The sequence below is a fragment of the Piscirickettsia litoralis genome, assembly GCF_001720395.1.
In the GTDB taxonomy this organism is placed as follows: domain Bacteria; phylum Pseudomonadota; class Gammaproteobacteria; order Piscirickettsiales; family Piscirickettsiaceae; genus Piscirickettsia; species Piscirickettsia litoralis.
Genome location: NZ_MDTU01000001.1, coordinates 2,871,054 through 2,883,921, shown reverse-complemented (window position 1 = coordinate 2,883,921; position 12,868 = coordinate 2,871,054). Strand labels below are relative to the sequence as shown.

Sequence of the window (12,868 nt, the reverse complement as noted above, 5' to 3'; positions counted from 1 at the left end):
CAACGATACAGATGAAGACCCCTTATTTAAATAACAGAAAAATAAAGTTAAACTCCATATATTTTTATTTTTAGAGATAACATCATTCAAAATTTTCCTGCATCACTACCCAAAAACAGCCTTCAAGCGAAGGCCATTATCCTCTAAACAACCATCAAAAACTATACAGAAAAATCTTTAAAACCTTCGTAAGCACACCAACTCACCCAAGAGCATTAAATAACGGGAATGAATTTTCAGAAGAGAACAGAGTCTTGGCTCACCACCAACTCAGCACAACTCCATGAATTTAGCAGCTTGCACTGTTAAATGAATAGAACCTAAACAAATTTTTGATTTATAATTTATAAATATTAGAGACATCCAAAACCGGGTTATTTCAACATTTATCCTCATAATGGCTTGCATAACAGCCAGAAAAATAACAGCATATTTCAAATAGCTAAATTAGCAAGGAAACCCAGGCTGAACAATAAGCCCATTCAGCCAAAAATGCAAAACAGTTAAAGAGAGGAGATTCCGATTCTGCGGCCAACATCAATGTAAGATTCGACAACACTGCCTAAACCACGGCGAAAGCGGTCTTTGTCCATTTTTTCATGAGTACTCGCATCCCATAATCGGCAATTATCCGGAGTAAACTCATCGCCTAAGAGTAGTTCGCCGTTGTTATAGCCAAATTCAAGCTTATAATCAACCAGTATAATTTCACCTTGCAAAAACAACTCTTTTAGAACACTATTAACTTTGATAGTGAGTTCACGCATTTTATTAATATCTTCACGTGTTCCCCAGCCAAAAGCGACAATATGCTCATCATTGATCATCGGATCACCCAACTCGTCATCTTTTAAGAAAAACTCAAAAATAGGTGCCCTTAACTCAGCCCCTTCTTCTATGCCGTATCGTTTACTTAAACTACCCGCAGCAACATTTCTAACAACACACTCAACCCTCAACATATCGAGAGGCTTAACTAAAGATTCGTTATCAGAAATTTGCTCGATAAAGTGGGTCTTAATGCCAGCAGCTTCCAGTTTCTGCATTATAAACGCATTAAAGATATTACTCACTTTGCCTTTGTTCTCGAGTAATTCATGCTTCACGCCATTAAATGCGGTCGCATCATCACGGAACTCCATCACCAAACGTTCCGGATCCTCTGTCTGGTAAACAGACTTCACTTTACCTGAGTACAATAGCGACTTCTTCTGCATAATCACTCCTAATTCACTTAGTGCGCGGGCTAGACGAATAATGAAAAATGACGGTGTTATTTTTTAAGAATATTGGGGGGAGATAAATCAGCCTGGTTGGAGGACCCCACTACTTTGAAGTCACTTGGCAACGGATAACGCCCGGTTGACTGTTCAGGTGTACTCAAATTACTGGGTGTCTTCAATGCTGGGCCCACTTTTGGTGTTGTATATAAATAGTTATCATAGTGGTCACGAACGATCTTATCGTAAGAAGAGCATCCGGCCAAAACGGATATTGCCGCGAATGCAGCCATCGCAAAACCTAGCTTTAGCTTCATGTTTACCCTTATTCTGTTGTTTCGATTAACTGCCTAATTTCCGCATCAATAGCAGAGTGTTTTTCTTCAGAAAGCCATGTTAGTGGCAAGCGAATTCCAGGCGCAATCCGCTGCATTTTATGTAGAACATACTTCACTGGAATCGGATTCGACTCAGAAAATAACGCATGATGTAAATTTAATAGCTGATTATCAATTCTCTCAGCCAAAGCAAAGTCACCTTGCATCAATGCATCACACATTCGCTGCATCAGTACAGGTGCAGTATTTGCAGTGACTGAAATCACGCCGTGGCCCCCCAACTGAATAAATTCGCGTGCCGTTGGGTCATCACCACTGTATAAAGCAAACCCTTCTGAGCACATTGCTCGCAGTTGTGCAACACGTGTTAAATCTGCCGTTGCATCCTTAACGCCGACAATAGCATCGAATTTAGACAAACGCGCAGTCGTTTCAACAGACAAATCACACTGAGTGCGGCCTGGAACATTATAGAGAATAAAAGGAATCGCAACAGATTCAGCAATCGTCTTAAAGTGCTGATATAAACCTTCTTGGGTTGGCTTATTGTAATAAGGAGTCACTAACAAGCAGGCATCCACCCCTTGAGAATGAGCCGCCTGTGTTTTTTCTATCGTCGCTTGAGTCGAAGGACTACCCGTGCCTGCAATGACGGGAATTCGGCCTGCCACCTGCTCAACAACATGCTGCAATACCGCGCGGTTTTCATCCGCCGTCAACGTCGACGCTTCTCCGGTGGTTCCCATCGCCACAATCGCCGAGGTTCCCGATTGGACATGCCACTCAGCCAATCCACGCAACGCTTCGATATCAAGCTGCCCCTCAGCAGTCATAGGAGTCACAAGTGCAACAATGCTTCCTTTAATCACAAACTTCCTCATACGATGACTTTCTTATGCTCCACATGGTAAACTCTTGGGCAATTAAACACAATACTCGGGTAAATATAAGTCATGAGTACCACAATAAATCAAGCCATCCCCCATTTCACAGCACAAGCGACTAATAACACAACGGTAGATTCTAAAGCGCTGCAAGGCAAGAACCTTATCATTTACTTCTATCCACGTGATAATACGCCTGGCTGCACAACAGAGGGGCAAGAGTTTCGCGATGCCATCAATGAGTTTAACGCCTGTAACACAATTAATTTTTGGCGTATCCAAAGACAGCCTGCGTGTCCATGAAGGCTTTAAAGCTAAGCATGACTTCCCTTTTGAACTGATCAGTGATCCTGATGAAGCGCTTTGCCGAATTTTCGATGTGATCAAACTTAAAAAATCTCTACGGCAAGGAATACTTAGGAATAGAACGCAGCACCTTCTTTATTGATGAGCAAGGCGTATTACGTCAAGAATGGCGTAAGGTCAAAGTTAAAGGTCATGTCAGTGAAGTGCTCAACACTGTACAAGAACTTACCACTTAACAATGCGCAGGCTAAAGCAATGCTGATTATTCTTTATGGACCACCTGGCGTCGGCAAAAATTATGTTTCTGAGTGGCTGGCCCGAACCTATGATTTCTACTTTTATGATGCAGACATCCATCTCACCGACGAGATGCGCCAGTGCATACAAAATAAACAACCTTTCACGCAACCCATGCGTGATCACTTCTTTACTGAGGTCATTAGCCATACACAGCATTACCTTAACCAATACCCCCATGTTGTAATGGCTCAGGCGATTAGCCAAAAGAAAAACCGTGAACAACTACACAACGCCTTTCCTGATGCTCACTTTGTCCATATCACTACCTCCAGGCGGCTACAGCTAAAGCGTCTGGCTGTTCGAGGTGATTGGGTCACACCAGACTGGGTGGATAAATTGCTTGCAGTTCAAGAGCCTGCCAATAAAGAGCATGATCAAGTAGAGAACAGCCAGGATCAAATCAGCCTAGAGCAACAGTTTACAAGGCTTTTCAGACAATGGGGTTGCTTGCAATATAAAGTAGGTCCAGTAAAATAACAGGGTTAATTAACCTGATTGTAAGGCATAAACGAACGATATGGCGATAGATTCCTACCGAGTCGGTGAGAAAAATCATTTTTTAAAAGCGGTACTTATCATCTTATGTATCGTGGGCTTCGCATCGCTATTAGTGCAAGCGGTTGTTGCAATGCTGGTATTTGTCATCACCCCAGCGATTGATATCCAGCTTAGTGCCAGTCAATCAGAGCTCTTTAGCTACATTGCCAATTTCTCGCCACTTGCAAGCTTTGTGACATTCATACTCACCTGCTTCTCGCTCATTCATTTACTACGCAAAGGCTATGTTACTCAAGGCAGCTTCTTTTCTCGTATTCTTTTTAGCGTTGTTCTTTTTGCCGTTGTTATTTTATTGATTATCCCTTCTTTAATGCAGTGGCTTTATCCCTTTAACTGTAACCATATTACAGCAAGCAATGAAAGCCTCTGCTCTATCCAGCAACTTAACTACCCAACACGCATGACCAGCTTAGTCTTTGGAGTCGCGCCCTATCTGATTTTCTCCTATGGCTGCTTTATTATTATTCGCCTCTTTAAAAATTATGAGCGTGGCCTTGTTTTTACTAAAGAAAATGTCACCTTATACAACAAAATTGGCTGGAGTGCGCTGCTTTGGGCAATTCTAAAACCCATCGCCCAGTCCTTGCAAACCTTTGTTCTCTCTTTACATCTAGGGCCAGGTCACTACGCAGTCCGCATTCTCGTTCAAGAAAGTAGCTATATCGCCGGGTTTATTGGTCTACTCATTGTTATAATTTCATATGTAATGCGTGAAGGGCAACGACTTCAAGAACAAGAGGATTACACAGTTTAATTATGGCAATCATTATTAACATCGACGTACAGCTTGCCAAGCGCAAAGTCAAAGCCAGTGAGCTTGCCAATCACATTGGCATCACTGCGCAAAACTTGTCGATTTTAAAAAATGGTAAAGCCAAAGCAATTCGTATTTCGACCCTCGAGGCTATCTGTGAATATCTAGAATGCCAACCTGGCGACATTCTTGAGTATCGCCCAGAGCCAGAAGAAACAAATACAAAACCAAACAACCGCACAGATAAAGAAACATCAACAGCCTAACCTTCCCCTTCTTCTAGCTATACTTATATACATAAACGGCATAGACAGTCACCAAACACAAGGAAAGTGTGTAACATGGGCCATAGGACGATTATTTTTGATAACGAGAGAAACTGCACAGAGCTAAAGTCATTGCTCGAGAACTCTTCTTTTGAGGTCATCATGACTGCACAAGACCCAACAAGCCTCCATTCTATTTACGAAATTCACCTGCCTCACTTAGTGATCATACAGTTTTCAGGACTTGCAGAACTGAATAAGCTCTACAGCCGTCACCGTAATGCTAATATTGTCGTTAACTTAGAAAACCACCAAGCTCAACAAGTCGAAGATGCCTTTAATCATGGAGCCAAAGGCTATCTGACTCAGCCATATGAACGGGGCAAACTCATTGCTACACTTACAGCAGCAATGAACATCCCTAACTCAAAGTTCCATATTAAAGATTCGAGCTGTTACTAGTAAGTCAATCCTCTCTTAAAATAATACAAGTGATAAATCAAATCTTCTGTTAAATTAACTTAGACAGGAGACAAAAACCTGCACCCGTTGAACTTTACAACAGCATGGTGCATTTAAGGCAAGAGCATAATGAGCTACGGTGCCAATGTCTTGTAACTTGGCCGGGTAACCATTTACAAAAATCTTATGAGGGAGCGAGAAACCATGAACCTTTCTGAACACATTGCTGCCGCTCATCTACGAATAAAATCAGCAAAGCATTTCGTTCAAACAACGCCGCTTGAAAAAAGTACAGCTTTAAGCCAACAATTAGGCTGTGAAGTCTATTTAAAATGTGAGCATCTACAAAAAACAGGTTCTTTTAAGTTCAGAGGAGCATTAAATAAAGTCTTATTAATGTCGAAAAGTGAACGTCAGCGTGGCATTGTCGCAGCCTCTTCAGGCAATCATGGTCTAGGGGTTGCACTCGCCGCACAGCTTGGCCATAGTCATGCAACCATTTATACCCCAGAAACAGCATCGATCATGAAATTAAATGCAATTAACGCTCTGGGTGCGACCATCATTAAAACTTCAGGCGATGACTGCCTGATTGCTGAGAAAACAGCACGCCTGCAAGCAGAAAAAACAATCAATTTTTCATCTCCCCCTACAATGATATCAACGTTATTGCTGGACAAGGCACCATTGGCTTAGAGTTACTCGAACAATGTAGCGAACTTGATGCTGTATTTATTGCTGTCGGCGGTGGCGGTTTAATTTCTGGTATTGGCCACGCCATTAAATCAATTAACCCTAGTATTAATATTATTGGCTGTTGGCCAGAGCATTCACCCGCACTTTATAACGCTTTAAATGCTGGCTATATTATTCCTGACAGCCGAGATGATGAAACCCTCTCCGATGGCACCGCCGGAGGCATCGAAGAAGGCACTATTACTCTAGAACTTGCCCAAAGCATCATCGATCAAAAAGTCTTAATTAGCGAACAAGCCATTAAAAGCGCAATGAAGCACATTGGCGAGTATGAACGCTGGATCATCGAAGGCGCCGCCGGCGTTGCAGTTGCAGGCTTAGCGCAACTTGCCGACCAATACCAAGGTAAAAAAGTCGCTGCCATTCTCTGTGGTCGCAACATCAATCTGGATAAGTATCTAAGTGCAATCTCGTGAAAGTAGCTAGGGGCCTCGAAAAATTCATTAAATATTAAAAAATAATATCATTCAGAAACTTATAGAATTAAAGCAGTCTACCTTAAAGCAAAAATCGCTACGAAAAGAGCCAAGATGGGATGCTTCGATCTGACTAGCCTCGCAAAGGTAACAAGACAGGGCATGATGTAGTATAAAGCCTCAGCACGCCCTAGATTCACCATCTGAAACACCCACTATTAGCGCTCTAAAGACATTTTATATTTTGTTTATATTTTAATCTATTCCTCACCCTGCCAAGGCCCCAGCGACTCACTTAAAATAAACCTCCTCAACTTATAGTGAATATATTTTAGGGTAGGAGATCTCATGTCTGACTTAATCTTTATCGGCTTTACCATCGGGCTATTGTTAATTTCTATGCTGTATATTGCACTTCTTGATAAAGAGCAACATCAAAAAGAAGAGGATAGTTTATGATCCTGACTATAATTTCAGCAGCCATTGCCTTGGCTTTATTCATTTATATGCTTTATGCATTAATTTTCCCCGAAAAATTTTAGGAAGTTTTTATGACGTATTATGGCTTCATTGAGATTATCGTCTTTATTGCATTTCTCATCCTCATCACAAAACCACTCGGTGGCTATATCACTCGTGTAGCGCAAGGAGAAAAGACCAGATTAGACCTTGTGTTACGCCCTATTGAGCGCGGTTTTTATCGCCTCGCTGGGGTGAGCTCACAGCAAGAGACAGATTGGAAACATTATGCAATACAACTGATTGTTTTTAATGTGTTAGGGCTTATATTCCTTTACTTATTACAGCGTTTGCAAGCCTATTTGCCACTCAACCCAGCTCACCTTGGCAATGTCGAGCCTGGTTCCGCTTTTAATACAGCCACCAGCTTTGCATCTAACACAAACTGGCAAGGCTATGGTGGTGAGAATACCATGAGTTATCTCACCCAAATGGCAGGACTTGCAGTACAAAACTTCTTATCTGCAGCAACAGGAATTGCCGTTGCCATCGCCCTAATCCGTGCCTTTGCACGTAAGTCTATGAATACCATTGGTAATTTCTGGGTCGACCTCACTCGCATTACCCTATGGTTATTGCTCCCTCTTTGCATCATTGTCAGTTTAGTTTTGATCTGGCAAGGCACACCACAGAACTTTAATCACTATACAACGGCAACAACCCTATCGGGCATACAGCAAGTACTCCCTCAAGGCCGATTGCTTCTCAGGAAGTGATTAAGTCACTTGGCACCAATGGCGGCGGTTTTTTTAACGCAAACTCTGCTCACCCCTATGAAAACCCAACCGCTTTAACTAACTATGTCCAAGTCATTTTGATTTTTGCAATCGGGGCGGCTCTAACCAATGTCTTCGGTCGCATGGTCGGTCACACCAAACAAGGTTGGACCTTACTTGCTGCCATGCTTATCATGTTTGCCATTGGCGTCTTTAGCATGTATCACTTTGAGGCTCAAGGTAACCCGATACTGCATAATATCGGCATTAATCAACATGCGAGCAGTACAAATATCGGTGGCAATATGGAAGGCAAGGAAGTGCGCTTTGGTATCGCAGACTCTGCCCTTTATAACACAGTATCCACCGCAGCCTCCGATGGTGGTGTTAACAGTATGCTAGACAGTTATACCCCTGCCGGCAGCGCAGTTGCCATTATCAATATGGCATTAGGCGAGCTGATCATCGGCGGTGTCGGTTCTGGTTTCTATGCCATTATCATGTTTGCTTTGCTGGCTGTCTTTATTGCTGGGCTTATGGTGGGGCGTACTCCAGAGTTTTTAGGCAAAAAAATCGAAGCGCGAGAAATGAAGTTGGTTATGCTCGCACTACTCATTTCACCCTTTTTAGCCCTATTATTTACTGCCATCGCTTGTGTCTTACCTACTGCATTAAGCTCACTGAGTAACCCAGGACCGCATGGCTTTAGTGAAATTCTCTATGCCTTTACTTCAGCAGCCAATAATAATGGCAGTGCCTTTTCGGGGCTGAACGCTAACACGCCATTTTATAATTTAACCACCGCACTCGCGATGTTTTTTGGTCGCTTTTTTATGATTATTCCAGTCCTTGCCATCGCAGGTGCACTTGTTAAGAAAAAGAAAGTACCTGTTTCCAGCGGCACGCTCGCAACAACAGGACCCCTTTTTATCGGCTTACTCATCGGTTCAATCGTACTCATCGCTGGCCTCAATTTTTTCCCGGCGCTCGCGCTTGGCCCTATTGTTGAGCAATTTTTCATGAATGCTGGCACAGTATTTTAAAAATTAAGGAGTTGTAATGTCTTATACAAATACAGCCAATAATGAAAAAACAACGGTTAAAAACCATTCATTATTCGAAAAATCAATTATCAAAAATGCCATTATCGATGCATTCAAAAAGTTACACCCTAAAGTGATGATCAAAAATCCAGTCATGTTCTGTGTCGAAATCACTGCCATACTCGTCACCCTGATTTTTGTCTCTCAACTCATTAGTCATGCAACCCATTCATTTTTAACCGCCCAAATTGCATTATGGCTTTGGTTTACTGTATTGTTCGGTAATTTTGCTGAAGCCATTGCTGAAGGCAAGGGCAAAGCCCAAGCAGCAAGCTTAAAACAAACCAAGTCGAATTTAAAAGCAAAGCGCTTAACACAAGAAAATAACCAGCAATTTGATCTTATTGATGCGCCAGCATTGCAATTTGGTGATATTGTCCTTGTTGAGACGGGTGATTTTATTCCAGGCGATGGTGACGTCATTGAAGGTATCGCCGCCATTGATGAATCAGCAATTACAGGCGAATCTGCCCCTGTGATTCGCGAAAGTGGGGGGGATCGCTGTGCAGTCACCGCAGGAACGCGCGTTATTTCAGACTGGGTAAAAGTAAAAATCACCTCAAAACCTGGCGATAGTTTTATCGATCGCATGATCTCATTGGTCGAAGGTGCTGAACGTAAAAAAACACCGAATGAACTTGCGTTAAATATTTTACTCGCTGGCTTTACTTTAGTCTTTATCGTTGTTGTTTGTACAACCTTATGTTTTTCTTTATACACTCACCATGCCGTACCCATCAGCCTACTGATTGCGCTGTTTGTTACTTTAATTCCCACAACAATCTCAGGCTTATTATCAGCCATTGGCATCTCAGGCATGGATCGTCTTTTACATGCCAATGTGCTGGCTAAATCAGGACGCGCCGTTGAAGCTGCTGGCGATATTGATACTTTATTGCTCGATAAAACAGGCACAATTACAATAGGTAATCGCTTTGCTTCTGAATTTATTCCAATGCCCGGTGTTTGTAAAAATGACCTCGCAGAAGCAGCCCTGATTTGCTCACTTGATGATACAACACCAGAAGGTCGTTCTATCATCGCTTTAGCTGAAGAGAGCTATCACTTAAACTCTGAAATCTATGACAAAAAATCGATGGAATTTATCCCTTTCTCAGCCTATACCCGTATGAGTGGCGTCAAATTTAATCACCAAGAAATTCGTAAAGGAGCGGCAGACTCTATATTTAATTGGGCACAAAAGCACGATATTACTGTCCCTCAAGAAGCTCAAGAGGTAATCAGCCACGTTTCACAGCAAGGAGGCACCCCGCTTGCCGTTTGTCGCAACGATCAGCTATTGGGAGTTATTCACCTAAAAGATGTCATCAAGCGTGGTATTGCTGAGCGTTTTGCTGAGTTACGCCGCATGGGAGTGAAAACGGTGATGGTCACCGGGGATAACCCCCTGACTGCTGCTGCCATTGCCTCAGAGGCCGGTGTAGACGAATTTCTTGCTGAAGCGACTCCTGAGAAAAAGCTTGAATTAATTAAAAAGAGCAAATACAAGGAAAAATGGTAGCGATGTGTGGTGACGGTACGAATGATGCCCCAGCACTTGCTCAAGCAGATGTTGGTGTGGCCATGGCTACAGGCACCAGTGCAGCACGTGAAGCCGGTAATATGGTTGATTTGGACTCTGATCCGACTAAGCTCATTGATATTATTAAAACAGGCAAACAGCTACTCATGACCCGTGGCGCACTTACCACCTTTAGCATTACCAATGATGTCGCCAAATACTTTGCTATTATTCCTGCAATCTTTGCCAGTAGCTACCCAATTTTGCAAAAAATGAACATCATGCATTTGGCCACTCCAGAAAGTGCCGTGCTTGCTGCGATTATTTTTAATGCGCTGATCATTATCTGTTTGATTCCAATGGCCCTAAAAGGAGTAACTTATCGAGCAGTTTCTGCTGCAAGTGCATTAAAGCGCAATCTTGTTATTTATGGCCTAGGCGGCATCATTGTGCCATTTATTGGCATTAAAATTATTGACGCCATCATTCATGCTCTCGGGCTTGCATAGGAGAAAATCATGTTTGCAACATTTCGCTCAGCCAGTGTATTGCTACTTTTAATGACTTTAACATTAGGTTTGCTTTATCCAGGGCTGATCACACTCATCGGTCAGGCTTTATTTCCTTTTCAAGCCAATGGCAGTATTTTGTATAAAGATAATGAGGCGATAGGCTCCGCTTTAATTGCTCAGCCTTTTAGCAAAGCTCAGTATTTTCACCCACGCCCTTCAAGCATCGATTATCAACCCATGCCCTCTTCAGGCTCTAACTTAGGCCCAACGAATGAAAATTTAATCAAGCAAGTAGAAACTCGGCAACACGCTTATTTAAATAATAATCCTGGGGTAAAAAACACACCCATCGATGCAGTGACAACCTCAGGCAGTGGCATCGATCCGGATATCTCCCTTGCTAATGCTTATGCTCAAGCAGCTCGTATTGCTAGCGTAAGACATAAGAGCATCGATCAAATCAATCAATTAATTAAGCAATATACCGTTCATCGTCAACTCGGCTTTTTAGGCGAACCCCATGTGAATGTCTTAGAGCTTAACTTAGCTCTTGACCATACCCAAGCAGCCAAACAAAAAAATAAACATTAAGAATTAAATCACATGCCTACACCTAACCCAGAAGCCTTACTTAAAACCATCCAAGCTGACTATTCCGGTCGTGGTAAGCTTAAAGTTTTTTTAGGTTCGGCTCCGGGTGTGGGTAAAACATATGCAATGTTGCAGGCTGCTCATCAAGCCCTAAAAAAAGGCATTGATGTTAGAAGTGCAATTATTGAAACACATGGCCGGCATGAAACCTATGCACTCACTAAAAAGTATCCCGATTATTCCTAAAAAATCCTATCTTTATCGCGGAAAAAAGTTTAAAGAACTTGATCTTGATAAAGTGATTCAACTCAAACCTGATCTTGTGCTTATCGATGAACTCGCTCACAGTAATGTTCCTGGAGCCATTCATAAAAAACGTTATCTGGATATTATAGAATTATTAGATCATGGCATTAACGTCTATACTACGATTAATATCCAACATTTAGAAAGTTTAAATGATGAAATCCAACATATTACAAAAATAAAAGTTCGTGAAACTGTACCTGATTCTATTCTCGAGCAAGCCAATGATATTGTGGTGATCGATTTACCGATTAATGAGTTATTAGAGCGTCTAGAACAAGGTAAAGTTTATATCAAGGATCAGGCAAACCGTGCAGTTAATCACTTCTTCACCCCGGTAAAACTGATGGCTTTGCGTGAATTAACTTTAAAGATAGCAGCAAAAAATGTCAATCATCAAGCAATTGCCCACCAAGTCGCTTTAGGCGTTGATGATTGCTATTTAAACAGCAATACGATTATGGTCTGTTTAAGCACTAATCCCATAACTCCACGCCTCATTCGTCAAGCTAAACAGCTTGCTCAAACCCATAAATCTCAACTCATTGCTATTTACATTGAAACACCGAAAAGTATCTATTATTCACAAAACAAAAATAAACGCATTCATCACTACATCCGCCTTGCTGAACAGCTCGGTTTCCATACTCTAGTCATCCCCGCGACAAATCAAGCAAAAACAATTATCCAAGCGGCTCATAAATTTCATGTTAATCTCATTGTTATGGGAAAGTCCACTCGCAATCACTGGCGTGATAAAATCCAAGGATCCATCGTTTATGAAGTAATCCGCCACAGTGGTAAAATTAACATTCATATTGTTAATGATAAGTCTCAAGAAAGCTATATTAAGCCTCTGCCAAAAAATCGAGAAAAACCATCTATTAACCACTATTTAAAAGCCACACTGCTCACAACACTATCAGGTGGATTATCCTGGTTATTTTCCCATTACTTATCCCCTGAAAGCACCGCAATCATGCTCTTTTTACTAACAAATATTTATTCTGCTTACCGTTGGGGCGCAAAAGTCTCTTTATATTCATCATGTTTAGGGCTATTAATTTACTGTATATTCTTTATTCCACCTTACAACAGCCTTGCTCTGGGCAGCATCCAAGGCATACTTACTTTTGGGATATTTAGCATTATTTCACTAGCAGCTCACTACATTACTAGCCGCCTGCGCACAGAAAAGCAAAGCCTTATCAAACGAGAAAAATACTATAAAACCCTATTAATTTTTTCAGAAAAAATAATAACAGCAAATAATATTGATCAATTTAAAGATCTTCTCAAAAAAGAGCTTTCTTACATTTTTAACACTGATAATTTTACT

At 41.7% G+C, this 12,868-nt stretch carries 13 protein-coding genes and 3 pseudogenes; 13 read left to right on the top strand and 3 right to left on the bottom strand.

What is annotated here, in order from left to right:
• Window positions 1–503: 503 nt before the first annotated feature.
• Genes purC through dapA form a run of 3 tightly spaced genes read right to left on the bottom strand, consistent with a single transcriptional unit; the run spans window position 504 to window position 2,427 of the window.
• The gene (gene purC, locus BGC07_RS14210; protein ID WP_069313634.1) at window positions 504–1,217 is read right to left on the bottom strand and encodes a phosphoribosylaminoimidazolesuccinocarboxamide synthase; all 714 of its coding nucleotides are present in this window, start codon (window positions 1,215–1,217) and stop codon (window positions 504–506) included.
• 56 nt (window positions 1,218–1,273) lie between these two features.
• A complete protein-coding gene (locus tag BGC07_RS14205; protein ID WP_069313633.1) occupies window positions 1,274–1,537 on the bottom strand; it encodes a hypothetical protein in 264 nt (87 codons plus the stop codon).
• An 8-nt stretch (window positions 1,538–1,545) separates the two neighbouring features.
• Window positions 1,546–2,427: a 4-hydroxy-tetrahydrodipicolinate synthase gene (gene dapA, locus BGC07_RS14200; RefSeq protein ID WP_069313632.1), complete on the bottom strand. Its 882-nt coding sequence runs from the start codon at window positions 2,425–2,427 to the stop codon at window positions 1,546–1,548.
• Window positions 2,428–2,511: 84 nt separating this feature from the next.
• Here dapA and BGC07_RS14195 point away from each other — a divergent pair.
• From BGC07_RS14195 to BGC07_RS20775, 13 genes and pseudogenes are all read left to right on the top strand, one after another.
• A pseudogene (locus tag BGC07_RS14195) lies at window positions 2,512–2,984 on the top strand (peroxiredoxin).
• Complete coding sequence (locus tag BGC07_RS14190) at window positions 2,941–3,525, top strand: shikimate kinase (RefSeq protein WP_235603256.1); 585 nt, start codon at window positions 2,941–2,943, stop codon at window positions 3,523–3,525. Before BGC07_RS14195 ends, BGC07_RS14190 begins: the two are co-directional and overlap by 44 nt.
• 40 nt (window positions 3,526–3,565) lie before the next feature.
• Window positions 3,566–4,360: a DUF2975 domain-containing protein gene (locus tag BGC07_RS14185; RefSeq protein ID WP_069313630.1), complete on the top strand. Its 795-nt coding sequence runs from the start codon at window positions 3,566–3,568 to the stop codon at window positions 4,358–4,360.
• A 2-nt stretch (window positions 4,361–4,362) separates the two neighbouring features.
• On the top strand, window positions 4,363–4,626 hold the full coding sequence (locus BGC07_RS14180) for a helix-turn-helix domain-containing protein (protein ID WP_069313629.1): 264 nt from the start codon (window positions 4,363–4,365) through the stop codon (window positions 4,624–4,626).
• A 75-nt stretch (window positions 4,627–4,701) separates the two neighbouring features.
• Entirely contained in the window at window positions 4,702–5,088 is a 387-nt protein-coding gene (locus BGC07_RS14175; protein WP_069313628.1) for a response regulator, read from the top strand.
• A 204-nt stretch (window positions 5,089–5,292) separates the two neighbouring features.
• Entirely contained in the window at window positions 5,293–5,784 is a 492-nt protein-coding gene (locus tag BGC07_RS23980) for a pyridoxal-phosphate dependent enzyme (protein ID WP_394332124.1), read from the top strand.
• Window positions 5,730–6,260: a pyridoxal-phosphate dependent enzyme gene (locus BGC07_RS23975; protein ID WP_394332139.1), complete on the top strand. Its 531-nt coding sequence runs from the start codon at window positions 5,730–5,732 to the stop codon at window positions 6,258–6,260. The genes BGC07_RS23980 and BGC07_RS23975 overlap by 55 nt, the downstream gene beginning before the upstream one ends.
• Window positions 6,261–6,715: 455 nt before the next feature.
• Window positions 6,716–6,802 (top strand): K(+)-transporting ATPase subunit F, encoded by an 87-nt coding sequence (gene kdpF, locus BGC07_RS23970; RefSeq protein WP_069313627.1) that lies wholly within the window; start codon window positions 6,716–6,718, stop codon window positions 6,800–6,802.
• A 9-nt stretch (window positions 6,803–6,811) separates the two neighbouring features.
• Window positions 6,812–8,538, top strand: a pseudogene (gene kdpA / locus BGC07_RS14160) (potassium-transporting ATPase subunit KdpA).
• A 16-nt stretch (window positions 8,539–8,554) separates the two neighbouring features.
• Window positions 8,555–10,629 (top strand): annotated as a pseudogene (gene kdpB, locus BGC07_RS14155) (potassium-transporting ATPase subunit KdpB).
• Between the two features lie 9 nt (window positions 10,630–10,638).
• On the top strand, window positions 10,639–11,223 hold the full coding sequence (kdpC, locus tag BGC07_RS14150) for a potassium-transporting ATPase subunit KdpC (protein WP_069313626.1): 585 nt from the start codon (window positions 10,639–10,641) through the stop codon (window positions 11,221–11,223).
• 12 nt (window positions 11,224–11,235) lie between these two features.
• Window positions 11,236–11,469 (top strand): hypothetical protein, encoded by a 234-nt coding sequence (locus BGC07_RS14145; RefSeq protein WP_069313625.1) that lies wholly within the window; start codon window positions 11,236–11,238, stop codon window positions 11,467–11,469.
• Window positions 11,435–12,868, top strand: a 1,434-nt coding sequence (locus BGC07_RS20775; RefSeq protein ID WP_158006954.1) for a DUF4118 domain-containing protein, incomplete at its 3' end; no start/stop codon positions are given. The genes BGC07_RS14145 and BGC07_RS20775, both read left to right, overlap by 35 nt.

What these genes read in the sequence shown, in the direction of transcription:
- kdpF (WP_069313627.1), top strand. Translation starts at nt 6,716, where the DNA reads ATGATCCTGACTATAATTTCAGCAGCCATTGCCTTGGCTTTATTCATT.
- BGC07_RS23980 (WP_394332124.1), top strand. Translation starts at nt 5,293, where the DNA reads ATGAACCTTTCTGAACACATTGCTGCCGCTCATCTACGAATAAAATCA.
- BGC07_RS14205 (WP_069313633.1), bottom strand. Translation starts at nt 1,537, where the DNA reads ATGAAGCTAAAGCTAGGTTTTGCGATGGCTGCATTCGCGGCAATATCC.
- BGC07_RS14180 (WP_069313629.1), top strand. Translation starts at nt 4,363, where the DNA reads ATGGCAATCATTATTAACATCGACGTACAGCTTGCCAAGCGCAAAGTC.
- BGC07_RS14175 (WP_069313628.1), top strand. Translation starts at nt 4,702, where the DNA reads ATGGGCCATAGGACGATTATTTTTGATAACGAGAGAAACTGCACAGAG.
- BGC07_RS14190 (WP_235603256.1), top strand. Translation starts at nt 2,941, where the DNA reads ATGTCAGTGAAGTGCTCAACACTGTACAAGAACTTACCACTTAACAAT.
- purC (WP_069313634.1), bottom strand. Translation starts at nt 1,217, where the DNA reads ATGCAGAAGAAGTCGCTATTGTACTCAGGTAAAGTGAAGTCTGTTTAC.
- BGC07_RS14185 (WP_069313630.1), top strand. Translation starts at nt 3,566, where the DNA reads ATGGCGATAGATTCCTACCGAGTCGGTGAGAAAAATCATTTTTTAAAA.
- kdpC (WP_069313626.1), top strand. Translation starts at nt 10,639, where the DNA reads ATGTTTGCAACATTTCGCTCAGCCAGTGTATTGCTACTTTTAATGACT.
- BGC07_RS14145 (WP_069313625.1), top strand. Translation starts at nt 11,236, where the DNA reads ATGCCTACACCTAACCCAGAAGCCTTACTTAAAACCATCCAAGCTGAC.